This window comes from Variovorax robiniae (assembly GCF_037889955.1).
GTDB classification, from domain to species: domain Bacteria; phylum Pseudomonadota; class Gammaproteobacteria; order Burkholderiales; family Burkholderiaceae_C; genus Variovorax; species Variovorax robiniae.
In genome coordinates, this window is sequence record NZ_JBBKZS010000001.1 from 162,164 (window position 1) to 186,674 (window position 24,511).

The following is a 24,511-nucleotide window of genomic DNA, read 5'->3' on the forward strand; positions in this document are numbered from 1 at the left end:
CTCTTCCGACCCGTGACGCAGCCCGTGACCCCGCACCATCCCCTCGTCGTAACGCGTTTCGAGGGCGGCGACGCACTCAGCGATTTCCGGGCGCGCCAGTTGCTGCCGCGCCTGCAGGCGGTCGATGCGCGCATCGATGGCGTTTCGGCCCGGTTCGTCCACTTGGTGGCGACCGATTCGGCGCCGGATTCGGCGCAGCAGGCGCAGTTGCAGGCGCTGCTGACCTACGGCGAGCCCTTCGAGGCGAAGGAGGCGGGCGCCTCCGTCGTGGTGGCGCCGCGCCTGGGCACTGTGTCGCCGTGGGCTTCCAAGGCCACCGACATCGCCCACAACTGCGGCTTTGCGGTGCGGCGCATCGAGCGGGTGACCGAATACCGGCTGTCGCTGAAGAAGCCGCTGCTGGGCAAGGCGCCGGTGCTCGACACAGACGCGCTGGTGGGCGTGGCTGCGTTGCTGCATGACCGCATGACTGAATCGGTGCTGCCGACGCTGGAGAGCGCTTCGGCCCTGTTCGCCGAACTGCCGGCGCAGCCGATGGCGCACGTGGACGTGCTGGCGGGCGGCCGCGCGGCGCTCGTCACTGCCAACACGCAGTTCGGCCTGGCGCTGGCCGAGGACGAGATCGACTACCTCGTCGACGCCTTCACCCGGCTCGGCCGCAACCCGACCGACGTGGAACTGATGATGTTCGCGCAGGCCAACAGCGAGCACTGCCGCCACAAGATTTTCAATGCCGACTTCGTGATCGACGGCCAGGCGCAGTCGCACAGCCTGTTCGGGATGATCCGTCATACCGAGAAGCAGAATCCTCAGCACACCGTGGTGGCCTATGCCGACAACGCGTCGATCATGGAAGGCACGCAGGTCGAGCGCTTCGTGGCGCGCGGCGGTGCCTACGAAAAGGAAAGTGCGCTCAGCCATGTGCTGATGAAGGTGGAGACGCACAACCATCCGACGGCGATTTCGCCTTTTCCTGGGGCGTCGACGGGAGCGGGCGGGGAGATTCGGGACGAGGGCGCTACGGGGCGCGGCTCCAAGCCCAAGGCCGGGTTGACTGGCTTCACGGTGTCGAAGCTGTGGCCGGAGGATGGTCACTACGGCAAGCCGGAGCACATCGCCAGCCCGCTGCAGATCATGACCGAGGGGCCGCTCGGCGGCGCTGCGTTCAACAACGAATTCGGCCGGCCGAACTTGCTGGGCTATTTCCGTGAATACGAACAGGCCGTCAGCTCCGACGATGGTACGGTGCAGCGCGGCTATCACAAGCCGATCATGATCGCCGGCGGCCTGGGCAGCATCGACGCGGGGCAGACGAAGAAGATCCAGTTTCCGGCCGGGTCGCTGCTGATCCAGCTGGGCGGGCCGGGCATGCGCATCGGGATGGGCGGCAGCGCGGCGAGTTCGATGGCGACCGGGGCGAATGCGGCCGAGCTCGACTTCGACTCGGTGCAACGCGGCAATCCGGAGATCGAGCGGCGCGCGCAGGAAGTGATCAACCATTGCTGGCAGCAGGGGGAGGCGAATCCGATCCTGGCGATCCATGACGTGGGTGCCGGCGGGTTGAGCAATGCGTTTCCGGAGCTGACCAATGATGCGGAGCGCGGGGCGCGTTTTGACCTCGGCGCAGTGCCGCTAGAGGAGTCGGGGATGGCGCCGAAGGAGATCTGGTGCAACGAGAGCCAGGAGCGCTATGTGCTGGCGATTGCGCCGGAGTCGCTGGCGCAGTTCACCGCGTTTTGCGAGCGGGAGCGGTGTCCGTTTTCTGTGGTGGGGGTGGCGACCGAACAGCGGCAACTGTTGGTGCGGGAACTTGGAGAGGGCGAGGGTGAGGGCGCGGCCGTCGACATGCCCATGAACGTCCTCCTGGGCAAGCCCCCCAAGATGCTGCGCGACGTCAAGACCATCGCGCGCCAGTTCAAGCCGCTCGACCTCACCGGCATCGACCTGCAGAAAGCCGCCATCGACGTCCTCTCCCACCCCACGGTGGCCTCCAAGCGCTTCCTCGTCACCATCGGCGACCGCACCGTCGGTGGCCTGAGCCACCGTGACCAGATGGTCGGCCCGTGGCAGGTGCCCGTGGCCGATTGCGCGGTCACCTTGGCCGACTACCAAGGCTTTGCCGGTGAGGCGATGAGCATGGGTGAGCGGACGCCACTGGCCGCGTTGGACGCGCCTGCATCCGGCCGCATGGCGGTGGCAGAAGCCATCACCAACCTGCTGGCCGCCCCGATCGAGCTGTCGCGCGTGAAGCTGTCGGCGAACTGGATGGCCGCCTGCGGCGAGCCAGGCGAAGACGCCGCGCTATATGAAACGGTCAAGGCCGTCGGCCTGGAACTGTGCCCGGCACTGGGCGTGTCGATTCCGGTCGGCAAGGATTCGCTGTCGATGCGCACGCAATGGAGCGACGGCGACGAGAAGAAGAAGGTCACTTCCCCGGTCAGCCTGATCGTGACGGCCTTCGCCACGCTGGCCGACGTGCGCGGCACGCTGACGCCGCAATTGGACGCCGTGGAGCCGGACTCCACGCTGGTGCTCATCGACCTCGGACGCGGTCAGCACCGCATGGCCGGCAGCATCCTGGCGCAAACGCTCCGCCAGAGCGGCGACACGGTGCCCGACCTCGACGATCCCGCCCAGCTGGTGAGCCTGGTCAGCGCCGTGAACGCCCTGCGCGCCGACGGCAAGATCCTCGCGATGCACGACCGCAGCGACGGCGGGCTGTTCGCCGCCGCTTGCGAAATGGCCTTCGCCGGCCATGTCGGTGTGGCGCTCAACGTCGACATGCTGGTGACGGAAGGCGACGGCATCAGCGACAGCCGCATGGAAACCGGCGACGCCAAGAACTGGGCGCAGCAAGTCAGCGCCCGCCGCGAGGAACTCACGCTCAAGGCGCTCTTCAACGAAGAGCTCGGCATGCTGCTGCAGGTCCGGACGGCCGAGCGCAACGACGTGATGCAGGTGCTTCGCGCCCACGGCCTGAGCGCGCACAGCCATTTCGTCGGCAAGACGCGGCCCGAGTCGTCGCCGATGGAAGCCGGCAAGCACAAGCTCGAAGTCTGGCGCGATGCCAAGTCGGTCTTCAGCGCCAGCCTGCACGACCTGCACCAGGTCTGGGATTCGGTCAGCTGGAAGATCGCCCGAGAGCGCGACAACCCCGCCTGCGCAGACATGGAGCATTCCGCAGCCGGTGTCCTGCAAGACCCCGGCATGCACGTCTTCCTCCCTCTCCCTCCGGGAGAGGGCAGGGGTGAGGGCAACAGCGCCCCCACGATCCTGAAGTCCCGCCCCAAGGTCGCCATCCTCCGAGAACAGGGCGTCAACTCCCACGTCGAGATGGCCTACGCCTTCACCGAGGCCGGCTTCGAAGCCTTCGACGTCCACATGACCGACCTGCAATCGGGCAGGGCGGACCTGGCCAGCTTCCAGGGCATGGTCGCCTGCGGCGGCTTCAGCTATGGCGACACGCTTGGCGCCGGCATCGGCTGGGCCCGCAGCATCACCTTCAATCCGCGGCTCTCGGCCCAGTTCCAGCAATTCTTCGCTCGTGGCGACACCTTCGGCCTGGGCGTCTGCAACGGCTGCCAGATGTTCGCCGAACTGGCCGACATCATCCCCGGCGCCGAGCACTGGCCGCGCTTTACCACCAACCAGAGCGAGCGCTTCGAGGCACGCCTGTCGATGGTCGAGGTGCTGGATTCGCCCAGCCTCTTTTTCGCCGGCATGGCCGGCAGTCGCCTGCCGATCGCGGTGGCGCACGGCGAGGGCTATGCCAACTTCAAGCACCGCGGCGACGCGGTCAAGGCCATCGCCGCGATGCGCTACGTCGACAACCACGGCCAGCCGACCGAGCAGTACCCGTTCAACCCGAACGGCAGCGCCGGCGGCCTGACCTCGGTGACCACCGCGGACGGCCGCTTCACCGCGCTGATGCCGCATCCGGAGCGCGTCTTCCGCAACATCCAGATGAGCTGGACTTCGGGCGACAAGGATGCGTTCAGCCCGTGGATGCAGATCTGGCGCAACGCGCGCAAGTGGGTGGGCTAAGGCCTTGACGATGCGTCGTCGCAAGCTTCTCGCCGGTGCACTGGCCAGCGCCTTGCCCCTGGCCGACGTGATGGCGGCAGAAGCCTTCAAGTCACTGAAGAAATCGCCGCGCATGCCGGTGCTGTTCGTCGGCCACGGCAGCCCGATGAACGCGATCGGCGACAACGCGTACCGCCGAAGCTGGCAGGCGTTGGGCGCGGAGTTCGGCGCGAAGTACCCGGCGCCGCAATTGATCCTCTGCGTCTCGGCCCATTGGCTCACGCGCGGCGGCTGGTTCCTCACCGGCATGGCGCGGCCGAAGACCATTCACGATTTCGGCGGCTTTCCGCAGGAACTGTTCGACCAGCAATATCCGGCGCCGGGCGCCCCGCAGGCCGCGGCCGACATCGGCAAAGCGCTGAGCCAGCCCTTCAGCGGAGCGCCGGTCGCGCTCGACGTCTCGGAATGGGGCTTCGACCATGGCACCTGGTCGGTGCTGAAGCCGATGTTCCCCAAGGCCGAGATCCCGGTGCTGCAGCTCAGCATGGACTACAGCCGTTCGCCGACCGAGCACTACCAGCTCGGCCTGCAACTGAAGGCGCTGCGCGAGCGCGGTGTGCTGATCGTCGGCAGCGGCAACATCGTCCACAACCTGCGCGCCACGCAACGCGGCACCGCGCCGAACCAGGCCTACGACTGGGCCATCGAGTTCGACAAGGTGGTGGCTGCGCAGATTGCGAAGGGCCAGTTGTCCGCATTGCCGGACTTCAAGTCGCTCGGCGCCGTCGCCACACAAGCGCATCCGACGCACGACCACTACTTGCCGCTGCTCTATGCGGCCGGCGCCGTGGAAGCCGGCGAATCACCGCGCTTCTTCAACAGCGATTTCCAGTCCGCGTCGATTTCGATGCGATCGGTGATCTGGGCATGAAAAAAGCGGCCTGAAGAGGCCGCTTGATTTTGTTCGTGGAACACCGCGGGACCGGTGTTGCCCTCGGCGCTTACTCCACCTTCGCCGCAGCGCGCAGGCTTTCCTGGTACTTCTGCAACTTCTGCTGCTGAACTTGCTGCACGACTTGCGGCTTGACTTCCTCCAGCTTCGGGAACTTCGGCGCTTCGGCCGTGCGGACGTCGTCCAGGCGAATGACGTGGTAGCCGAATTCCGACTTAACCGGCGTCTGAGTGGTTTCACCCTTCTTGAGCGCGACCATGGCCGTCGAGAACTCGGGCACCAGGCCGGCGGGGTTGGCCCAGCCGAGGTCGCCGCCTTGCGCGCCCGAACCCTTGTCGGTGCTCTGCTTCTTGGCGATTTCCTCGAAGTTGCCGCCCTTCTTCAGGTCGGCAATGATCTTCTTGGCCTCGGCTTCGGTCTTCACCAGGATGTGGCGGGCCTTGTATTCCTTGCCGCCGCCGGGGGCTGCGCCGGCGCTGCTGGCCGCGACGGCCTTGTCGTATTCAGCCTGCACTTCGGCGTCGGTCACGGGGTTGTTCTTCTTGTAGTTCTCGAACAGCGCACGGATCATGACGGCCTGGCGGGCCAGTTCCATCTGGTTCTTGTAGTCGTCGGTCTTGTCGATGCCCTGCTTCTGCGCTTCCTGCATGAACACTTCGCGCAGGACGATTTCCTCGCGCAGTTGCGGTTGCATTTCAGGCGTCACCGGCTTGCCGGCCGCGGTGAGTTGCTGTGCCAGCGCATCCATGCGCGCCTTGGGCACGGCCTTGCCATTGACGATCGCTGCGTTCTGCGCGAATGCGGCCATGGGAACGACGCCAACGAGGGCTGCGGCTGCAACAGCCTGCAAGATTTGTTTTTTCATGAGCATTTGGAAGTGAAAGCAAGGCGCGTCGGCCCTGGGGGAAGGAGGCTCAAGAGGCCTCGATGGCAATGGCGTGAAGGCCCTGTGCGATAAAAATGTGCAGCGCATCATACACAAGCCGATGGCGCGCCACCCGTGTCTTGCCCGCGAAGAGCGGGCTGGAGATCCGGATGCGGAAATGGGTGCCGTAGCCCTCGGCGTTGGCGCCTGCATGGCCCGCATGCGCCGCGCTTTCGTCGATGACTTCGAGCGCGGTGGGTTGCAGCGCGGCGCGCAGCGTCGCTTCGAGGTCGTGGGTGCGGGGAAGGCTCATGACCATGCTCATGCCGCGGGCTCGTCGTCCGACTTGAGGTGCGGCGAGATGTAGAGCCCCTGCGCAATCAGGAAGACGATGGGGAAGGCATAGCCCCAGAGCTTGAAATCGACCCAGGCCTCGGTGCTGAAATACGCGGCCACATAGCCGTTGATCGCCGCCATGAACACGCAGTAGCCGATCCAGGCAATGTTCAGGTGCGTCCAGATGCGGTGTGGCAGGCGCAGTTGCTTGCCGAGCATCGACTCCAGGAAGTTCTTGCGAAAGCCCCAGAACGCAATCGCCAGGGCGATGGCCATGGCGCCGTACAGCACGGTGGGCTTCCACTTGATGAAGCGGTCGTCGTGCAGCGCCAGCGTGAGTGAGCCGAAGAGCAGGATGAGCACCAGCGTGGCCTTCTGCATCGGCTCCAGGCGCCGATGCATGAACCAGTGGATGGCCATCTGCACGGCGGTGGCTGCCATCAGCACGCCGGTGGCCGTGTAGATGTCGTACAGCTTGAAGGCGCCGAAGAACAGCAGGATGGGAAAGAAGTCGAGGAGCAGTTTCATTCAGTGGAAGGCTTGAAGTCCAACGAGGCCGAGTTCATGCAGTAGCGCAGGCCGGTCTCGGTGGGACCGTCAGGAAATACATGGCCGAGGTGCGCGCCGCAATTGGCGCAGACATTTTCGGTGCGAACCATGCCGTGGGAACGGTCGACGATGTTGCGGATCGCGCCAGGCACCGCTTCCTGCGAAAAGCTGGGCCAGCCGCAGCCGGCCTCGAACTTGGTACCGGATTCGAACAACTTGGCGCCGCAGCAGATGCAGTGGTAGCTGCCGTCGGCCCAGTGCGCCTCGTACTTGCCGGTGAAGGGGCGCTCGGTGGCGGCGTGGCGCGTGATCTCGAAGGCGCCGCGTTCGGCGCCTTTTTCAGCGAGCAGCGCCTTCCATTCGGCGTCGGTCTTCTGGACGGGTGCGGTCATGAGGAGCAGCTGATTTCGATGGAGGAGGCCCAGTCGGGCGGAAAGCCGGCGTAGTCGTCGTGGCCGGCGTGTTCGTCAAAGGGGGTTTCAAGCAGGTTCAGCAGGGTCGAGACGCCGCTGTAGTCCTTGCGTTGCGCAGCTTCGATCGCCTGTTGGCCCAAGTGGTTCCGCAACACGAACTTCGGATTGGATCGGAGCATCAAAGCTGCCGCCGCCTCCCGGGGAACGGACGCATGCCGTTGCCCGAAGGAAAGAAGCCAGGCGTCGATGCCCGTCGCGTCGACGAACAGGTCGCGCACTGTCTGCGCGTCGGCGCCGGCCATGTGCTGGGACAGCCTGCGCCAGAAGATGGTCCAGTCGGTCTGTTCCTGGCGCAGCACCGACAGCAGGGCTTCGACGAGTTGGATGTCGCCGTCCTGCGCGTCGGTCAGGCCGAGCTTGGCGCGCATGCGGGCCAGGAACGCGTCCGGGAACACGGTCTGGTAGGACTGCAGCGCGGCAATCGCGACCTCCTTCTCGCCGATCAGCGGCAGCAGGGCCTGGGCCAGGCAATAGAGGTTCCAGTAGGCGACGTTGGGCTGCTGGTTGTAGGCATAGCGGCCGCCGCTGTCGCTGTGGTTGCAGATGTGGCGTGGGTTGAAGCCATCGAGGAACTGGAAGGGGCCGTAGTCGATGGTGAGCCCGAGGATGCTCATGTTGTCGGTGTTCATCACGCCGTGGCAGAAGCCCACCGCCTGCCACTGCGCCAGCAGCGCCGCAGTGCGTTCGCTCACCGCCTCCAGGAACGCGGCGTAGGCGTTGCCGCCGAAGCGCTTGGTCAGCCGGCATTCCGGATAGAAGCGGTCGATGACGAAGTCGGCCAGCGTGCGCAGTTCGTCGAGCTTGTCGTTGGCCCAGAAATGCTCGAAATGGCCGAAGCGGATGAAGCTCGGCGCGGTGCGCGTGACGACCGCGGCCGTCTCGATTTCCTCCCGGCGGACGCGTGCGTCAGAGCCGGTCACGCAGAGAGCGCGCGTGGTCGGGATGCCGAGGCCGTGCATGGCTTCGCTGCAGAGGAATTCGCGGATGCTGGAGCGCAGCACCGCGCGCCCGTCGGCCATGCGGGAATAAGGGGTCAGGCCGGCGCCCTTGAGCTGCACTTCGAAGCCGCCCTCGGTCTGCCCGAGCATGATGGCGCGGCCATCGCCCAGTTGCCCGGCCCACACGCCGAACTGGTGTCCGCTGTAGACGCTGGCCAGCGGCTCCATGCCTGGCAGCAATGCATTGCCGGTGAACACCTCCAGCGCATCGGCGGAAGCGAACCAGCCGGCATCGAGTCCCAGTTGTTGCGCCGCCGCATTGCTACGCCCGACCCAGTACGGATCGGGCAAGGGCGTGGGCTGGAGACGGGTGAAGAACTTTGGCGGCAGCGCGGCGAATTCGTTGCGCCAACGCAGGCCGGAATCCTCAGCAACCATCGCGTTCAGAGGGATATTCATGGGCTCGATTGTCCGTTCTTTCGAGTGACGGCAAGGCGCTACGGGCATTCCCCCAACCGGGCCGGTGCTGCGCTGCGCAATACTCCGCGTGCAATTTTTTTGTCGATTCAGATATCAGGAGACTTCCCATGCTCGGTTTGATGCAAGAACAACCGCTGCTGATCTCGTCGTTGCTCGAGTTCGCAGACCGTCACCATCGCGATGCCGAGATCGTTTCGCGCCGTTTCGAAGGTGACATCCACCGCTACACCTGGGCCGACATGGCCGTGCGCGCCCGCAAGGTCGCCAATGCGCTCGACAAGGAGGGACTGCAGTTCAGCGACCGCATTGCCACCCTGGCCTGGAACGGCTACCGGCACCTGGAGGCGTACTACGGCGTCAGCGGCTCCGGTCGCGTGCTGCACACCATCAACCCGCGCCTGCATCCCGACCAGATCGCCTGGATCGCCAACCATGCGGAAGACCAGGTCCTGATGTTCGACCTGAGCTTCCTGCCGCTGGTGCAGGCGGTGCATGCGCGCTGCCCGACCATCAAGAAGTACATCGCCCTGTGCGACGCGGACAAGTTGCCCGCGGACACCGGCGTGCCCGGCCTGGTGAGCTACGAAGCCTGGATCGCGCCGCATTCGAGCGACTACGCCTGGCCGAGCTTCGACGAGAACTCCGCCTCCAGCATGTGCTACACGAGCGGCACCACCGGCAATCCGAAGGCGGCGCTCTACAGCCATCGCTCGTCGGTGCTGCATGCGTACGCGGCGGCGCTGCCGGACGTGATGTGCCTGTCGGCGCGCGATTCCGTGCTGCCCGTGGTGCCCATGTTCCACGTCAATGCGTGGGGCATTCCGTATTCGGCCGCGCTGACCGGCTGCAAGCTGGTGTTCCCGGGCGCCTCGCTGGACGGCAAGTCGGTCTTCGAACTGATCGAGAACGAGAAGGTCACTTTCGCGGCCGGCGTGCCGACGGTCTGGCAAATGATGCTTGGCCACATGCAGGCCAACAACCTGCGCTTCTCGACGCTCAAGCGCACGGTGATCGGCGGCTCGGCCTGCCCGCCCGCCATGATCAAGGCGTTCCAGGAGGTCTACGGCGTGGAAGTGCTGCATGCCTGGGGCATGACCGAGATGAGCCCGCTGGGCACGCTCTGCACGCTGAAGAACAAGCACCTTTCACTTTCGCCGGATGAGCAGACCGCGATCCGCCTGAAGCAGGGCCGCGCGATCTTCGGCGTCGACATGAAGATCGTCGATGCCGACGGCAAGGAATTGCCGTGGGACGGCAAGGCCTTTGGCGACCTGCTGGTGAAAGGCCCCTGGATCGTCAAGGAATACTTCAAGGGTGAGGGCGGCGATCCGCTGGTCCCCGACGAGACCGGCCGCGGCTGGTTCCCGACCGGTGACGTGGCTACCATCGACGCCGACGGCTTCCTGCAGATCACCGATCGCAGCAAGGACGTGATCAAGTCCGGCGGCGAGTGGATCAGTTCCATCGAGATCGAGAACATCGCCGTGGCGCATCCGGCCATCGCCATGGCCGCCTGCGTCGGCGTGTTCCATCCGAAATGGGACGAGCGGCCGATCGTGACGGTGGTCAAGCGCCCCGGCCAGGAAGTGACGCGCGAGGAATTGCTGAAGTTTTACGAAGGCAAGACAGCCAAGTGGCAGATTCCCGACGACGTGGTGTTCCTGGAGGCCATTCCGCTCGGCGCGACCGGCAAGATCCTGAAAACGAAGCTGCGCGAGCAACTCAAGGGCTACAAGCTGCCCGGACTTTGACCCACCCCCGAAGCGCCTTCGGCGCCGGGGCGGCTGCCAGAGGCAGCTGCTCTTGCGGGCCGTCCGGGCCTGCGCAGGCAGGCTCGGAGCCGCGGACCTCAGCCCCTCAAGGGGGCGCACCCAGCGGCCTGGCAAAGCCGGTTCCGCGGGTGCCCACGAAGGTGCATCGATGTCTTCGTGCTACCGGCCGGTATCAACTGCTGTCGCATGAGCGATAGAAACGGGCGTTTCGCGGGCTGGCTTAGGGACATTCCCTGAGGGTTGGCCCCGGAAAGCCCCGTACGCTCGCACCACTTTTTCTGAACCCTTGAGGAGAGCTTTCGATGAAATTTGCCCTGAAGTTCCTGGCCGGCACCGTGATGCTGGCCGCCGCTGCCGGCGCCTTTGCCCAAAAGGGTGAAACCGTCAAGATCGCGATGATCGAGGGCCTCTCGGGCCCGTTCGCGAACGTGGGTCAGAACCAGCTCAAGAGCTGGCAGTTCCTGGCCGAAAACCTGACCGCTGCCGAGAACCCGGCCGGCGTCAAGTTCGAGATCGTCGGCATGGACAGCAAGAGCTCCCCGCAAGAGGCGCTGAACCTGCTGAAGGCCGCCAGCGACCAGGGCTTCCGCTACATCACGCAGGGCAATGGCTCCAACGTGGCGGTGCCCCTGTCGGATGCCGTGGGCAAAGCCAACGAGCGCAATCCCGGCAAGGAAATCATCTACATGAACTACGCCGCGGTAGACCCGATCCTGACCAACGAGAAGTGCAACTATTGGCACTTCCGCCTGGACGGCGACACCTCGATGAAGATGGAAGCCCTGACCAGCTTCATGAAGGACCAGCCCAACATCAAGAAGGTCTACCTGCTGAACCAGAACTACTCGCACGGCCAGCAGGTTTCGAAGTACTTCAAGGAAGGCCTGGCGCGCAAGCGCCCTGACACGCAGATCGTCGGCGACGACCTGCATCCGCTGGGCCAGGTCAAGGACTTCGCGCCCTACGTGGCCAAGATCAAGCAGTCGGGCGCCGACACCATCGTGACCGGCAACTGGGGCCAGGACATGACCCTGCTGATCAAGGCGTTGAACGACGCCGGCCTGAAGGTTCCGGTCTACGCCTACTACGCCGGCGTGTCCGGCACGCCGACGGCGCTGGCATCGGGCGGTGACCTCGAGGTCTACCAGATCGCGTACAACCACTCGAACTACACCGGTCGCATGAACTCGGTGATGGTCGACTTCCAGAAGAAGTTCGGCGACGATCTGTACACCTTCTCGATCTATAACGGTCTGGTGGCGCTGAGCAACGCGATGGCCAAGGCCAAGTCGACCGACCCGGTCAAGGTGGCCGCGGCGCTGGAAGGCCTGAAGTTCAACGGCTTCAACGGCGAGAGCGAAATCCGCAAGACCGACCACCAGATGCAGCAAGGCATGTGGATCTCCAAGTGGCAGAAGGTCGACGCCAAGAACAAGTACAACGTCGAGAAGACGGGCTACACCTTCGCGCCGGTGAAGTACCTCGAGCCCTTCGTCGCGAGCACGCCGACGTCCTGCCAGATGAAGCGTCCCAGCGCTGGCTGAGTCGCCCTGAACCAGAGCGCCGGCGGGTGATGCAAATCGCTCCCCGGCGTTTTTTCATGGCTTTTCCAACAACGAACCAGCGAGGGTGGACGTAAAAAATGGAATTCTTCGTCATATCGCTCCTGAACGGACTCAGCTACGGGCTGCTGCTGTTCATGTTGAGCTCCGGTCTTACCTTGATCTTCAGCATGATGGGCGTGCTGAACTTCGCGCACACAAGCTTCTACATGCTGGGTGCCTATTTCGCATACACGATCTCGGGCGTGGTGGGCTTCTGGCCGGCGCTGGTGATCGCACCGCTGGTGGTCTTTGCGCTGGGCGCGGCCTTCGAGCGTTACTGCCTTCGTCGGGTGCACAAGTTCGGGCATGTGCCTGAACTGCTGGTGACCTTCGGGCTGTCTTACCTGATCCTCGAAGTGGTGCAACTGATCTGGGGGCGCTCGGTGGTGCCCTATGGCTTGCCGTCGCAGCTGGAAGGTCCGTTGTTCACGATCTTCGGCACGCAGTTCCCGAAGTCGAAGTCCTTCATCATGCTGGTCGCCGTGCTGATGCTGGTGTCGGTCTGGCTGCTGCTGACGCGCACGCGCATCGGGCTAGTGATCCAGGCCGCGCTCAAGCACCCGGAAATGGTGGAGGCGCTCGGGCACAACGTGCCGCGCGTCTTCATGCTGGTGTTCGGCGGCGGCGCCGCGCTGGCGGGGCTGGCCGGCGTGATTGGCGGCAACACCTACGTGACCGAGCCAGCGATGGCCGGCGCGGTAGGTTCCATCGTGTTCGTGGTGGTGGTGGTCGGCGGCATGGGCTCGTTGGCGGGCGCTTTCCTCGCGTCGCTGCTGATCGGCGTGCTGCAGACCTTTGCGGTGGCGATGGACCAGTCCATCGGCGGCGCATTCCAGTCGCTGGGCATGGCGGTGACCGACAAGACCTTCGGCTACGAACTGCTGCAACTCAAGATCTCGCAGATCGCCCCGATCCTTCCGTACCTCTTCCTGGTGCTGATCCTGATATTCCGCCCCAAGGGCCTGCTCGGCACGCGGGAGGACTGACACATGGCCAACTCAACTTCCAAACGTTCCATGAGCGGTGGGCGCATTGCCATCTGGTCGCTGTTCGCGGTGGCCATGATCGTGGCGCCGCTGATCTTCCGCAGCAGCCTGGCGCTGACGATCCTCTCGCAGATCGGCTACCTGATCATCATCTGCCTCAGCTACAACATGATCTTCGGGCAGGGCGGCATGCTGAGCTTCGGTCATGCGGTGTACACCGGCATGGGGGCCTTCATCTCCATCCATGCGATGAACCTCGCGGCCGAGGGCAGCTTCAAGGTGCCGCTGGTGCTGATTCCGCTGGTGGGTGGCATCGGGGGCATGTTCTTCGCCATCCTGTTCGGCTTCGTGACGACCAAGAAGGCGGGCACGACCTTCGCGATGATCACGCTGGGCATCGGTGAACTCGTGGCCTCGATGTCGCTGATGTTCCCCGGCTTCTTCGGCGGCGAAGGCGGCGTGACCTCCAACCGGACGTATGGCACCTTCATGGGCGCGAACTTCGGTCCGCAGATCCAGGTGTATTACCTCATCGCGGTCTACTGCTTCATCTGCACCGCGCTGATGTTCGCCTTCACCGGTACGCCGCTCGGCCGCATCCTGAATGCGGTGCGGGACAACCCGGAACGGGTCGAGTTCATCGGCTACAACACGCAGCGGGTGCGCTACTTCGCCTTCATCATCGCCGGCTTCTTTGCGGGCATCGGCGGCGGGTTGGCGGCGATCAACTTCGAGATCGTGAACGCGAGCGACAGCCTGAGCGGCGTGCGTTCGGGTGGCTACCTGCTGTTCACCTTCCTCGGTGGGGCGACCTTCTTCTTCGGGCCGATCATCGGTGCGGTGCTGCTGGTGCTGGCGTCAGTGCTGCTGTCGGAGCTGACCAAGGCCTGGTTGCTGTACCTGGGGCTGGTGTTCCTGCTGATGGTGATGTTCGCGCCGGGCGGCGTGGCCAGCCTGATCATGATGAACCTGCGGGTGGTCAAGTTCGGGCGGTTCAAGCCCTTCCTGCCCTTGTATGCGGGGCTGATCGTGACAGGGGCACTGCTGGTCGTCGGGGCCGCGGCGCTGGTCGAGATGGTCTATCACATCCAGCTCAATGCGGCGCTCGGGCCGCAGGTGCATTTCGCCGGGCTCACGCTCGATACGTCGAGCATGGGCAGTTGGCTGGGTGCGGCGGCGGTGGCGCTGGTCGGGCTGGGGCTGATGGAGATCGTCCGGCGCAAGTTCGCGCGCGCCTGGGGCGCCGCGCAGGAATACATCGAAGCAGAAATCAAGCGCATGGAGGCTGCATAAGCAGGGCAGGGCAATGACCTACGCACTCGAACTCAAGGACTTGCGCAAGAGCTTTGGCAAGACCGACATCATCCGCGGCGTGAACCTGGCGGTGAACGCCGGCGAGCGCATCGCGGTGATCGGCCCGAACGGGGCCGGCAAATCGACGCTGTTCAACCTCATCAGCGGCCGCTTGCAGCCGAGCAGCGGCGAGGTGTTGCTGAACGGGCAGCGCATCGACGGCAAGACGCCTTTCGAAATCAACCGGCTCGGCCTGTCGCGCAGCTTCCAGATCACGAACATCTTTCCCAAGCTGAGCGTGTTCGAGAACCTGCGCTGCGGCCTGCTGTGGCACACGGGGGCGCGCTACAGCTTCCTGCGTTTTTTGAAGAACCTCGATGAGGCCAACGCGCGTACCGAGGAACTGGTGCGCCAGATCGGGCTGGAACGCAAGCGCGATGTGCAGGCGGTGAATCTCACCTACGCGGAGCAACGCGCGCTGGAGATCGGCGTGACGATCGCGGGCGGGGCCAACGTGATCCTGCTGGACGAACCGACGGCCGGCATGAGCAAGACGGAGACCTCGCACTTCATCGCGCTGATCAAGCACGTGACCACCGGCAAGACCTTGCTGACCGTGGAGCACGATATGGGCGTGGTGTTCGGCCTGGCCGACAAGATCGCGGTGGTGGTCTACGGCGAAGTGATTGCCTTCGATACGCCGGCCGCTGTGCGTGCCAATGCGAAGGTGCAGGAGGCGTATCTCGGTTCATCGGTCGCCGACGCGCAAGGGGCGGGACACTGACATGCTGAAACTCAACGACATCCACGCCTACTACGGCAAGAGCCATGTGCTGCATGGCGTTTCATTCGAGGTCGGCAAGGGCGAGATCGTCGCGCTGCTGGGCCGTAACGGCTCCGGCCGCTCGACCACGGCCAAGGCCATCATGGGCCTGGTGCATGCCGAGGGCCAGCTCGAATGGAAGGGCCAGGACATCCTGCGCAAGAAGGCCTACGAAATTGCGCACCTGGGCATTGGCTACGTGCCGGAGAACCGCGACATCTTCCCGAAGCTGACGGTCTCGCAGAACCTGTTGCTCGGGCAGAAGGGCGCGGGCAAGGGCAGCCGCTGGACCTTCAAGGACATGTACGAGATGTTCCCGCGCCTCAAGGAGCGAGAGCACACGGAGGCCGGCGTGCTCTCCGGCGGCGAGCAGCAGATGCTGACCTTGTGCCGTACGCTCATGGGCGACCCCGACCTGATCATCATCGACGAGCCGACCGAAGGCCTCGCGCCCAAGATCGTCGAGTTGGTAGGGCAGTACCTGCAGACGCTCAAGAGCCGCGGCATCTCGGTGCTGCTGATCGAGCAGAAGCTCACCATCGCGATGCACATCTCCGACCGGGCCCTGGTCATGGGGCATGGGAGCATCGTGTTCGACGGCACGCCGGACGGCCTGCGTGCGGACGCCACAACTCGGAAAGAGTGGCTAGAGGTCTGAAGGCATGAATCTTCCTACTGCGGACGCCGATCTCGGGCCTGCGGTGCTCACCGTACGGGTGTACGGTTCCGCTCCGCGAACCGGCCTCCCGGCAGGCGCCCTCGCTACGGAATCTTCACGCCTTCAGAGTGCGCGCCAATCAAGAACATTTGGCCTTTTGTCCCGATAGCGACTGGGCGCAATTCAAGCTTCACCGTAAGCGCCTAGAATTTTAAAAAGAACACTCGTGCTATTCGGCAACGGGTGAGTGCGTGGACCCGCCAGCGTGGGCCGGCGCTCCCTGGCCGATTCTTCGTTTTTTCACCTTCCCAATCAAAGGAACGCGCCATGACGGCTGAATACAAGGTGCTCGGCGAAATCGCCGTGATCACCATGACCAATCCCCCGGTCAACGGTCTCGGTTATTCGACCCGCGTCGGCATCACCGACGGCCTGAGCAAGGCCAACAACGACCCGGCCGTCAAGGCGATCGTCATCACCGGGGCCGGCAAGGCGTTTTCGGGCGGCGCGGACATCAAGGAGTTCGGCACGTCGAAGGCGTTGCAGGAGCCGAACCTGCTGAGCGTGATCCTCGCGCTCGAAGCCTCGCCGAAGCCGATCGTCGCGGCGATCCATTCGGTGGTCATGGGCGGCGGCCTGGAACTGGCCCTCGGCTGCCACTACCGCGTGGTGGCACCGGGCACCAGCGTCGCGTTGCCGGAAGTCAAGCTGGGCCTGCTGCCCGGCGCCGGCGGTACGCAGCGCCTGCCGCGCGTGCTCGGCGTGGAAACCGCGCTCAACATGATCGTCAGCGGCGAGCCCGTGAAGAGCGAACTGCTCGCCTCGGCCCCCGGCCAGAAGCTGTTCGACAAGCTGGCCGCCTCGGCCGAATCGCTGTTCGACGAAGCCATCGAATTTGCCAAGTCGGTCGCCGGCAAGCCCGCCGCGGAACTGCCGCTGGTGCGCAACCTGCCGTGCAAGCACCCGCAAGGCGATGCCTACTTCCAGTTCGCCAAGAACATGGTCACGGGCATGTCGAAGAACTACCCCGCGCCGCTCAAGTGCCTGGAGGCCGTGCGGGCCGCCACCACGATGAAGTTCAACGAAGGCATGGCAGAGGAGCGCCGCCTGTTCACGCAACTGATGCTGTCGCCGGAGTCGGCGGCGCTGCGCCACCTGTTCATGGCCGAGCGCGCGGCGAGCAAGATTCCTGACGTGGCGGACGACACGCCCCAGCGCACGATCAAGACGGTTGGCGTCATCGGCGCCGGCACGATGGGCGGCGGCATTTCGATGAACTTCCTGAACGCGGGCATCCCGGTCAAGATCCTCGAAATGAAGCAGGAGGCGCTGGACCGCGGCGTCGCCACCATCAAGAAGAACTACGAAGCCCAGGTCAAGAAGGGCAAGCTCAAGCAGGACAAGTACGAGCAGCGCATGTCGCTGCTGTCGACCACGCTGAGCTATGACGACCTGAAGGACTGCGACCTGATCATCGAGGCCGTGTTCGAAGAACTCGGCGTCAAGGAAGCCGTGTTCAAGAAGCTGGACGAAGTCGCCAAGCCCGGCGCGATCCTGGCTTCCAACACCTCGACGCTGGACGTCGACAAGATCGCCGCCTTCACCAAGCGTCCGCAGGACGTGGTCGGCATGCACTTCTTCAGTCCGGCCAACGTGATGAAGCTGCTGGAAGTGGTGCGCGGCAAGGAGACGGGCAAGGACGTTCTCGCGACCGTGATGGCCATCGGCAAGAAGATCAAGAAGACCTCCGTCGTCTCCGGCGTGTGCGACGGCTTCATCGGCAACCGCATGATCGAGCAGTACTCGCGCCAGGCCGGCTTCTTGCTGGACGAAGGTGCGACGCCGCAGCAGGTGGACAAGGCCATCGAGAAGTTCGGCTTTGCCATGGGTCCGTTCCGCATGGGCGACCTGGCCGGCAACGACATCGGCTGGGCGATCCGCAAGCGCCGCGCCACCGAGCGCGCCGACATGAAGTACAGCCGCACGGCCGACAAGCTCTGCGAACTGGGCCGCTTCGGCCAGAAGACCGGCGCGGGCTGGTACGACTACCAGGCCGGCAAGCGCGACGCGATTCCGAGCCAGGTCGTGCTGGACCTGATCGAACAGCACCGCAAGGACGAAGGCATCACGCCGCGCAAGATCTCCGACGAAGAGATCGTGCAACGCCTGGTTTACGCGCTGGTCAACGAAGGCGCGCACATCCTGGAAGACGGCATTGCGAGCAAGTCCGGCGACATCGACATGGTGTACCTGACCGGCTACGGCTTCCCGATCTTCCGCGGTGGCCCGATGCACTACGCATCGCAAGCCGGCCTTTACAACGTGGCCGAGACGATGCGCCGCTTCGCGAAGAACCCGCGTGACGATGGCAAGTTCTGGGAGCCGGCCGCGCTGATCCAGAAGCTGGTCGCTGAAGGCAAGAGCTTCGACTGAAGCAGAGAAAGACCGCAACTGTGATCAAGCGAATATTTCAGCTGTTGCTGCTGGTGGTGTTGGGACTGGCGGCGGCGGTTGCGGTCAATACGTGGCGCACGCCGTCACGCCAGCTTGCGGTGCAACCCGCGCCGAAGCTGGAGATCGACGCCGAGGCGGCCGCGAAGCGGCTGTCCGGCGCGATCCCATTCCGCACCGTGTCGAGCCTGGACGATCCCAAGGGGAACAACGCCGAGTTCGACAAGCTGCATGCCTACTTGGCCGAGAAGTTTCCCAAGCTTCATGCGACCTTGAAGAAGGAAGTCATCGGCGACAAGGCCCTGCTCTACACGTGGCAGGGGAGCGACGCGGCGCGCAAGCCGGTCGCGCTGATGGCGCACCAGGACATGGTGCCGATCGCGCCGGGGACGGAGAAGGCCTGGTCGGTCGATCCGTTCAGTGGCGAGATCAAGGACGGCTTCATCTGGGGCCGCGGCACGCTCGACAACAAGAGCAACCTGCTGGCGCAGATGGAAGCGATCGAGATGCTGATCGGCAAGGGCTTCAAGCCCAAGCAGACCGTCTACCTGATCGCCGGCGACGACGAGGAAGTGACCGGCCTGCGCGGCGCGCTGCCGATCGCCGAACTGCTGAAGTCGCGCGGCGTGGAACTCGACTGGGTGCTGGACGAAGGCCTGCTCGTGCTCGACGGCGTGCTCCCGGGACTGAGCAAGCCGGCCGCGCTGATCGGCTTGGCCGAGAAGGGGTATGCGACCTTCTTCCTGACGCTGGACACGGCTCCGAGCCATTCGTCGATGCCGGCGCAGAAGACTGCCATCGGCGGCATGAGCAAGGCGCTGGCCAACCTGGAAGCGCACCAGATGCCCGGTGGCATCTCCGGCGTGGCTGGCGAGATGTTCGGTACGCTGGCGCCGGAGATGAGCGGTGTCAACCGCGTGATGCTTTCGAACCTGTGGTTGACCGCGCCGCTGGTGCAGAGCCAGCTCGAGAAGTCGCCGAGCAGCAATGCGATGCTGCGCACGACCACGGCACTGACCATCGTGCGCGCCGGCAACAAGGACAACGTGCTGCCTGGCCGTGCCGAGGCCGCCGTCAACTTCCGCGTGCTGCCGGGCGACACGCTGGCCAGCGTGGAGGCGCACCTGCGCAAGACGCTCGACAACGACGCGATCCAGATCAAGGCGTACCCAGGCAATTCGGAGCCGTCACCGGTTTCCCCGACCGACAGCACGGGCTATCGCACCATCGAGCAGACCGTTCGCCAGGCCTTCCCGGACGCGGTGGTCGCGCCCGGCCTGATGACTGCGGCCACCGATTCGCGCCACATGAGCCTGATCAGCAAGTCGGTCTATCGCTTCTCGCCGTTCCGCGTGAAGGGCGAGGACCTGCCGCGCTTCCACGGCACCAACGAACGCGTGTCGATCGCCAACTACGCCGAGATGATCGGCTTCTATCACCAGTTGCTGGTCAACACCGATCAGCCACCGCAGTAATCGTTCCAACCATCGCTCAAAGGACATCACCATGACCAGCGCCGTTATCGTCTCTACCGCCCGCACCCCGCTCGCCAAGAGCTGGAAGGGTGCTTTCAACATGACGCACGGCGCCACGCTCGGCGGCCATGCGGTGCAGCATGCCGTGCAGCGCGCCGGCATCGACCCGGCGTCGGTGGACGACGTGATCATGGGTTGCGCCACGCCGGAAGGCGCGACGGGCTCGAACATCGCGCGCCAGATCGCACTGCGCGCCGGCCTGCCGATCACCACCTCGGGCATGACCATCAACCGCTTCTGCTCGTCGGGCCTGCAGACCATCGCAACCGCAGCGCAACGCATCATCGCGGGCGAAGGCGAGGTCTATGTGGCCGGCGGTGTCGAAAGCATCTCCTGCGTGCAGAACGAAGCCAACCGCCACATGGGCACCGACCCGTGGCTGGTCAAGCACAAGCCCGAGATCTACTGGAACATGCTCCAGACCGCCGAGAACGTGGCCAAGCGCTACAACATCGGCCGCGACGTGATGGACGAATACGGCGCACGCAGCCAGCAGCGCGCCACGGCCGCGCTCGAAGCCGGCAAGTTCAAGGACGAGATCGCCCCCATCACCGTTCTGGCCGGCGTGGCCGACGCGCAACTGGGCCTGCGCACCAAGGAAGTGACGATCGAGAACGACGAAGGCATCCGCGCCGGCACCACCAAGGAAGGCATCAGCGGCATCCGTCCGGCCGTGCCCGGCGGCCTGATCTCGGCCGGCAATGCCAGCCAGTTCTCGGACGGCGGCGGCGCCTGCGTGCTGGTCGATGAGACCTACGCCCAGCAGAAGGGCCTGAAGCCGATCGGCCGTTTCCTCGGCTTTGCCGTGGCCGGTTGCGAGCCCGACGAAATGGGCATCGGCCCGGTCTTCGCGATCCCGAAGGTGCTGAAGAAGCTGGGTCTCACGGTCAACGACATCGACCTGTGGGAGCTGAACGAAGCTTTCGCCGTGCAGGTGATCTACTGCCGCGACAAGCTGGGCCTGCCGGACGACCGCCTGAACGTGAACGGCGGTGCCATTGCCGTCGGCCACCCCTACGGCGTGAGCGGCCAGCGCCTGACCGGCCACGCCCTCATCGAAGGCAAGCGCCGCGGCGCGAAGAAGGTCTGCGTGACCATGTGCATCGGCGGCGGCATGGGTGCTGCCGGCGTGTTCGAGGTCTTGTGATCATGGCGGGCGGTGACCAGCAAGTCTCGCCCGACGCCTTCCTGGCGATGGGCCGCGGGGTGATCGCGTCGCAACCCTTCAGCGTGCTGGTGGGTGCCGAGATGCATCAACTCTCGCGCGGCTCCATCGACCTGCAGGTGCCCATCACCGACAAGCTCAAGCAGCAGAACGGGTTCGTGCACGGCGGGGTGGTGAGCTACCTTGCCGACAACGCACTCACCTTCGCGGGCGGGACGGCAATGGCCGTGCCTGTCGTCACCTCCGAATTCAAGATCAACTATGTGCGGCCGGCCATTGGTGAGCGCCTGATTGCGCGCGCCAAGGCTGTGCACGTGGGCAATTCGCAGGCCGTTTGCACCTGCGAAATCTTCGTCGTGCAGGATGGCGAGGAGAAACTATGCGCGCTTGCGCAAGGGACAATCGCGCGCCTGCAAGGCGGTGCCGCAGAATCGCAGTGAAGCATCAGCCTTCGGCCAGGCCCAACGACCAATCACGGACACGATGAAGACAATTGATCTCCTGCAAGCGTTGAGCCGTGAATCGGTCGAATTCGTCCTTGTCGGCGGATTGGCTGTGCAACTTCACGGCTACGCCAGGATGACATACGACGTCGACGTCGTGCTCGCGATGAACGATGCAAACTTGTCGCGTTTCATCGAAGTCGCAAAGCAGTTCGGCTTGGCCCCCGTGATTCCAGCTCCCATCGATTCGCTCAAGAATGCATCATTGCTCGATCAGTGGCATCGCGAAAAAGGCATGCTCGCATTTGCGCTTCGTGAGCCGTCTATCGGCGGCGGCATTGTCGATGTTCTCGTGAAACCTGAAGTCGGTTTCGAGGAACTTTCAGCGCAGGCGGTGGTGGGCCAACTACTCGGTTCGTCCGTGAAGATCGCCAGCATCGATCACCTGCTCGCGATGAAGCGCGTTGCCAACCGGCCCAAGGATCAGTTGGACATCATTGCTCTCGAGAAGATCAAGCGAGGTGAAGATCCCAATGCCTGACGCATCTTTCATACCCGCGTCCCATGTCATCCCCTATGAAGTGATGCTCGCCGTGTTGAATCGTTGCGACGAGACCCGGGAGTTCATGGTGCAGATGTGGCTGCAGAACCCTCAACTTGCTAAGCAGGGTGGCGCAAAGGTCGCTGCGCTGCTCGCTCCCTTACCTCCCAACGTACCCCTATCGTCATGAGCCTTCGTTCCACCCTCGACTTCCTGCTCTACGACTGGCTGCAAGCCGAGTCGCTCAACCAGCGCGAGCGCTTTGCCGATCATTCGCGCGAGACCTTCGACGCAGTGCTCGACACCTGCGAGCGCATCGCGCGCGAGAAGTACGCGCCGCACAACCGCACGGTCGACACGCAGGAGCCGCATTTCGACGGCGAGAAGGTGATCCTGCCGCAGGCCACGCATGACGCGCACAAGGCCTTCGTCGAGTCGGGGATGATGAGCGCGGCGCAGGACTACGAGATCGGCGGCATGCAGTTGCCGTTCACCTTGCAGGCGGCGGCGAACAGCTTCTTCGCGATGGGTTCGGTGAGCATCGGCTCGAACATGCTGACCAGCGGCAATGCCAACCTGCTGATGGTGCACGGCACCGAGCTGCAGAAGAACGTGTTTGCGAAGAACGAGTTCTCCGGGCGTTGGGCGGGGACGATGTGCCTGTCGGAGCCGCAGGCGGGCTCCTCGCTGAGCGACGTGGCGACGCGGGCCGTGCCGGATGGAGAGGACTTCCAGGAAGATCCGCTGGGGCCGCGATATCGGCTCACGGGCAACAAGATGTGGATCTCCTCGGGCGACCATGAGCTGACCGAGAACATCGTGCACATCGTACTGGCCAAGATCCCGGACGAGAACGGCAAGTTGATTCCCGGTACGCGCGGCATCTCTCTGTTCATCGTGCCGAAGCGCATGGTGGACACCGAGGGGAATCTGACGGGCGAGCGCAACGACGTGGCGCTGGCGGGTCTCAACCACAAGATGGGGTGGCGTGGCACCACGAACACCTTGCTGAACTTCGGCGAAGGCAAGTACCCGGTCGGCGGCAAGGCCGGCGCAGTGGGCTACCTGGTCGGCTCGCCCGGCAAGGGCCTGCACTGCATGTTCCACATGATGAACGAGGCGCGCATCAGCGTCGGCACGGCGGCGGTGATGCTCGGCATGGCCGGCTACTACGCCTCGCTGGAATACGCGAAGAACCGCCCGCAGGGTCGTCCCGCCGGCCCGGCCGGCAAGGACTCGGCCAAGCCGCAGGTGCGCATCATCGAGCACGCCGATGTGCGGCGCATGCTGCTCGCGCAGAAGTCGTACTGCGAAGGCTCGCTGGCCCTGTCGTTGTACTGTGCGCGGCTGGTGGACGAACAGAAGACCGGCACGCCGGAGGCGGGTGACGACGCGCGCCTGCTACTGGAAGTGCTGACGCCCATCGCCAAGAGCTGGCCCAGCGAGTGGTGCCTGGAAGCCAATTCGCTGGCGATCCAGATCCACGGCGGCTACGGCTACACGCGCGATTTCCCGGTGGAGCAGTACTGGCGTGACAACCGCCTGAACATGATCCACGAAGGTACACACGGCATCCAGGCGGCCGACCTGCTGGGCCGCAAGGTGCTGATGGAGGACGGCCGTGGCATGAAGCTGCTTGCGGCCCGCATGACCGAGACGATGGCGCGTGCCGCCAGAGTGCCCGAGCTGGCCGCGCACGCGAAGGCGCTCGGCGAGGCATTGCAGCGCATCGGCACGGCCACGCAGGCCGCTTGGTCGACCGGTGATCCACGTTCGGCGCTGACCAATGCGGTGCCTTACATGCAGGCTTTCGGGCACACTGTGCTGGCCTGGATCTGGCTCGACGTGGCGGCGCGCGCGCTGGAGTTCGACGCTGGCAAGTCGTCGGCGGTGACGACTGGCAAGACGAGCGCCGCGGCCTACTTCTTCAACTACGAACTGCCCAAGATCGGCGCCTGGCTCAACGTCGTCGAAAGCCGCGATCCGACTTGCACCGACATGCCGGAAGAGGCATTCTGATGGCCGCCAATCCGCATGCCCGCATCGAGAACTGGATCTGGATCCTGATCTATGGCGGGCTGTTCCTGGTGATCCTCGGCATTGCCACGGGCCGCCTCGACGCCTTCACCGGCTGGATGATGGCCGTCCCCGGCGCGGTGGCGACGGTGGTCGGCGTGGTGCTGATCTATGTTCGTTCCCGACTGAAAGACGACAAGCCATGATCAAACACATCGTGATGTGGAAGCTGCTGGATGCCGCGCAGGCGCCGCGCTTCAAGGCGGAGCTCGACAGCTGCAAGGGCCTGGTGCCTGGCATGCGCGAGTTCGAAGTCGGCATCCGCACCGAGGGCATGGAAGCCAATCACGACGTCGTGCTGAATTCGACTTTCGACGATGCCGCCGCGCTGGAGGCCTACGTCGTGCATCCGCATCACAAGAAGGTGTCGGCCTACCTTGGCACGCTGCGCGAATCGCGCGCGGTGCTCGACTACAGCACTTGACTCGCACCCAGGCTGCGTGACGCGTCGCGTCGCGTAGCCAACCCCGCCGCCGGGGCAACACCGGCCGTCCGGCAAACCCGGCTCCGCCGTGTTTCACGAACCGATTCCGCTCGCCGAGGCGCCA

The 24,511-nt window shown here is 64.6% G+C and carries 21 protein-coding genes; 16 read left to right on the top strand and 5 right to left on the bottom strand.

The genetic code is table 11. The annotated features are described in order from the left end of the window. The first annotated feature begins 24 nt into the window (after positions 1 to 24). Both purL and ygiD read left to right on the top strand, forming a co-directional pair. Positions 25 to 4,044, top strand: coding sequence for a phosphoribosylformylglycinamidine synthase (gene purL, locus WKW79_RS00675; RefSeq protein ID WP_340333173.1), 4,020 nt, complete (start codon positions 25 to 27; stop codon positions 4,042 to 4,044). A 10-nt stretch (positions 4,045 to 4,054) separates the two neighbouring features. Beyond that, positions 4,055 to 4,954: a 4,5-DOPA-extradiol-dioxygenase gene (ygiD, locus tag WKW79_RS00680; RefSeq protein ID WP_479694192.1), complete on the top strand. Its 900-nt coding sequence runs from the start codon at positions 4,055 to 4,057 to the stop codon at positions 4,952 to 4,954. A 70-nt stretch (positions 4,955 to 5,024) separates the two neighbouring features. Here the strand turns inward: ygiD and WKW79_RS00685 are convergent, their stop codons facing one another. The 5 genes from WKW79_RS00685 to WKW79_RS00705 are packed head-to-tail and all read right to left on the bottom strand — an operon-like array spanning position 5,025 to position 8,595. Further along, on the bottom strand, positions 5,025 to 5,840 hold the full coding sequence (locus WKW79_RS00685; protein ID WP_340333174.1) for a peptidylprolyl isomerase: 816 nt from the start codon (positions 5,838 to 5,840) through the stop codon (positions 5,025 to 5,027). A 49-nt stretch (positions 5,841 to 5,889) separates the two neighbouring features. Beyond that, positions 5,890 to 6,165, bottom strand: coding sequence for a BolA family protein (locus WKW79_RS00690; RefSeq protein WP_422823778.1), 276 nt, complete (start codon positions 6,163 to 6,165; stop codon positions 5,890 to 5,892). Then, complete coding sequence (locus WKW79_RS00695; protein WP_340333175.1) at positions 6,162 to 6,704, bottom strand: septation protein A; 543 nt, start codon at positions 6,702 to 6,704, stop codon at positions 6,162 to 6,164. Before WKW79_RS00695 ends, WKW79_RS00690 begins: the two co-directional genes overlap by 4 nt. Beyond that, a complete protein-coding gene (gene msrB, locus WKW79_RS00700; RefSeq protein WP_340333176.1) occupies positions 6,701 to 7,117 on the bottom strand; it encodes a peptide-methionine (R)-S-oxide reductase MsrB in 417 nt (138 codons plus the stop codon). The genes WKW79_RS00695 and msrB overlap by 4 nt, the downstream gene beginning before the upstream one ends. Continuing rightward, on the bottom strand, positions 7,114 to 8,595 hold the full coding sequence (locus WKW79_RS00705) for a protein adenylyltransferase SelO (protein WP_340333177.1): 1,482 nt from the start codon (positions 8,593 to 8,595) through the stop codon (positions 7,114 to 7,116). The genes msrB and WKW79_RS00705 overlap by 4 nt, the downstream gene beginning before the upstream one ends. A 128-nt stretch (positions 8,596 to 8,723) precedes the next feature. On the opposite strand from WKW79_RS00705, the gene WKW79_RS00710 reads away from it, so the two are divergent. From WKW79_RS00710 to WKW79_RS00775, 14 genes are all read left to right on the top strand, one after another. Continuing rightward, positions 8,724 to 10,367, top strand: a complete 1,644-nt coding sequence (locus WKW79_RS00710) for a 3-(methylthio)propionyl-CoA ligase (RefSeq protein ID WP_340333178.1) — start codon at positions 8,724 to 8,726, stop codon at positions 10,365 to 10,367. Positions 10,368 to 10,690: 323 nt separating this feature from the next. Further along, on the top strand, positions 10,691 to 11,932 hold the full coding sequence (locus tag WKW79_RS00715; protein WP_340333179.1) for a branched-chain amino acid ABC transporter substrate-binding protein: 1,242 nt from the start codon (positions 10,691 to 10,693) through the stop codon (positions 11,930 to 11,932). Between the two features lie 98 nt (positions 11,933 to 12,030). Then, positions 12,031 to 12,978, top strand: coding sequence for a branched-chain amino acid ABC transporter permease (locus tag WKW79_RS00720; protein WP_340333180.1), 948 nt, complete (start codon positions 12,031 to 12,033; stop codon positions 12,976 to 12,978). 3 nt (positions 12,979 to 12,981) lie between these two features. Beyond that, positions 12,982 to 14,271: a branched-chain amino acid ABC transporter permease gene (locus tag WKW79_RS00725; protein ID WP_340333181.1), complete on the top strand. Its 1,290-nt coding sequence runs from the start codon at positions 12,982 to 12,984 to the stop codon at positions 14,269 to 14,271. Between the two features lie 13 nt (positions 14,272 to 14,284). Then, the gene (locus WKW79_RS00730) at positions 14,285 to 15,055 is read left to right on the top strand and encodes an ABC transporter ATP-binding protein (protein WP_340333182.1); all 771 of its coding nucleotides are present in this window, start codon (positions 14,285 to 14,287) and stop codon (positions 15,053 to 15,055) included. Between the two features lies 1 nt (position 15,056). Beyond that, positions 15,057 to 15,752, top strand: coding sequence for an ABC transporter ATP-binding protein (locus WKW79_RS00735; RefSeq protein ID WP_340333183.1), 696 nt, complete (start codon positions 15,057 to 15,059; stop codon positions 15,750 to 15,752). Positions 15,753 to 16,079: 327 nt separating this feature from the next. Further along, on the top strand, positions 16,080 to 18,185 hold the full coding sequence (locus WKW79_RS00740) for a 3-hydroxyacyl-CoA dehydrogenase NAD-binding domain-containing protein (protein ID WP_340333184.1): 2,106 nt from the start codon (positions 16,080 to 16,082) through the stop codon (positions 18,183 to 18,185). Beyond that, a complete protein-coding gene (locus WKW79_RS00745; protein ID WP_340333823.1) occupies positions 18,182 to 19,678 on the top strand; it encodes a M20 family peptidase in 1,497 nt (498 codons plus the stop codon). The genes WKW79_RS00740 and WKW79_RS00745 overlap by 4 nt, the downstream gene beginning before the upstream one ends. A gap of 31 nt (positions 19,679 to 19,709) precedes the next feature. Further along, complete coding sequence (locus WKW79_RS00750) at positions 19,710 to 20,885, top strand: acetyl-CoA C-acyltransferase (protein WP_340333185.1); 1,176 nt, start codon at positions 19,710 to 19,712, stop codon at positions 20,883 to 20,885. A 2-nt stretch (positions 20,886 to 20,887) separates the two neighbouring features. Next, on the top strand, positions 20,888 to 21,343 hold the full coding sequence (locus tag WKW79_RS00755; RefSeq protein ID WP_340333186.1) for a PaaI family thioesterase: 456 nt from the start codon (positions 20,888 to 20,890) through the stop codon (positions 21,341 to 21,343). Then, positions 21,291 to 21,887: a hypothetical protein gene (locus WKW79_RS00760; RefSeq protein ID WP_340333187.1), complete on the top strand. Its 597-nt coding sequence runs from the start codon at positions 21,291 to 21,293 to the stop codon at positions 21,885 to 21,887. The genes WKW79_RS00755 and WKW79_RS00760 overlap by 53 nt, the downstream gene beginning before the upstream one ends. A 186-nt stretch (positions 21,888 to 22,073) precedes the next feature. After that, positions 22,074 to 23,906 (top strand): acyl-CoA dehydrogenase, encoded by a 1,833-nt coding sequence (locus WKW79_RS00765; protein ID WP_340333188.1) that lies wholly within the window; start codon positions 22,074 to 22,076, stop codon positions 23,904 to 23,906. Next, positions 23,906 to 24,109 (top strand): hypothetical protein, encoded by a 204-nt coding sequence (locus tag WKW79_RS00770; protein WP_340333189.1) that lies wholly within the window; start codon positions 23,906 to 23,908, stop codon positions 24,107 to 24,109. The genes WKW79_RS00765 and WKW79_RS00770 overlap by 1 nt, the downstream gene beginning before the upstream one ends. Continuing rightward, positions 24,106 to 24,387 (top strand): Dabb family protein, encoded by a 282-nt coding sequence (locus tag WKW79_RS00775; protein ID WP_340333190.1) that lies wholly within the window; start codon positions 24,106 to 24,108, stop codon positions 24,385 to 24,387. Before WKW79_RS00770 ends, WKW79_RS00775 begins: the two co-directional genes overlap by 4 nt. Positions 24,388 to 24,511 lie beyond the last annotated feature (124 nt).

Coding starts and splice junctions, on each gene's coding strand:
- ygiD (WP_479694192.1), top strand. CDS start 4,055: ATGCGTCGTCGCAAGCTTCTCGCCGGTGCACTGGCCAGCGCCTTGCCC.
- WKW79_RS00710 (WP_340333178.1), top strand. CDS start 8,724: ATGCTCGGTTTGATGCAAGAACAACCGCTGCTGATCTCGTCGTTGCTC.
- WKW79_RS00750 (WP_340333185.1), top strand. CDS start 19,710: ATGACCAGCGCCGTTATCGTCTCTACCGCCCGCACCCCGCTCGCCAAG.
- WKW79_RS00765 (WP_340333188.1), top strand. CDS start 22,074: ATGAGCCTTCGTTCCACCCTCGACTTCCTGCTCTACGACTGGCTGCAA.
- msrB (WP_340333176.1), bottom strand. CDS start 7,117: ATGACCGCACCCGTCCAGAAGACCGACGCCGAATGGAAGGCGCTGCTC.
- WKW79_RS00755 (WP_340333186.1), top strand. CDS start 20,888: ATGGCGGGCGGTGACCAGCAAGTCTCGCCCGACGCCTTCCTGGCGATG.
- WKW79_RS00715 (WP_340333179.1), top strand. CDS start 10,691: ATGAAATTTGCCCTGAAGTTCCTGGCCGGCACCGTGATGCTGGCCGCC.
- WKW79_RS00690 (WP_422823778.1), bottom strand. CDS start 6,165: ATGAGCATGGTCATGAGCCTTCCCCGCACCCACGACCTCGAAGCGACG.
- WKW79_RS00685 (WP_340333174.1), bottom strand. CDS start 5,840: ATGAAAAAACAAATCTTGCAGGCTGTTGCAGCCGCAGCCCTCGTTGGC.
- WKW79_RS00775 (WP_340333190.1), top strand. CDS start 24,106: ATGATCAAACACATCGTGATGTGGAAGCTGCTGGATGCCGCGCAGGCG.
- WKW79_RS00720 (WP_340333180.1), top strand. CDS start 12,031: ATGGAATTCTTCGTCATATCGCTCCTGAACGGACTCAGCTACGGGCTG.
- WKW79_RS00695 (WP_340333175.1), bottom strand. CDS start 6,704: ATGAAACTGCTCCTCGACTTCTTTCCCATCCTGCTGTTCTTCGGCGCC.
- WKW79_RS00730 (WP_340333182.1), top strand. CDS start 14,285: ATGACCTACGCACTCGAACTCAAGGACTTGCGCAAGAGCTTTGGCAAG.
- WKW79_RS00735 (WP_340333183.1), top strand. CDS start 15,057: ATGCTGAAACTCAACGACATCCACGCCTACTACGGCAAGAGCCATGTG.
- WKW79_RS00740 (WP_340333184.1), top strand. CDS start 16,080: ATGACGGCTGAATACAAGGTGCTCGGCGAAATCGCCGTGATCACCATG.
- WKW79_RS00770 (WP_340333189.1), top strand. CDS start 23,906: ATGGCCGCCAATCCGCATGCCCGCATCGAGAACTGGATCTGGATCCTG.
- WKW79_RS00705 (WP_340333177.1), bottom strand. CDS start 8,595: ATGAATATCCCTCTGAACGCGATGGTTGCTGAGGATTCCGGCCTGCGT.
- WKW79_RS00725 (WP_340333181.1), top strand. CDS start 12,982: ATGGCCAACTCAACTTCCAAACGTTCCATGAGCGGTGGGCGCATTGCC.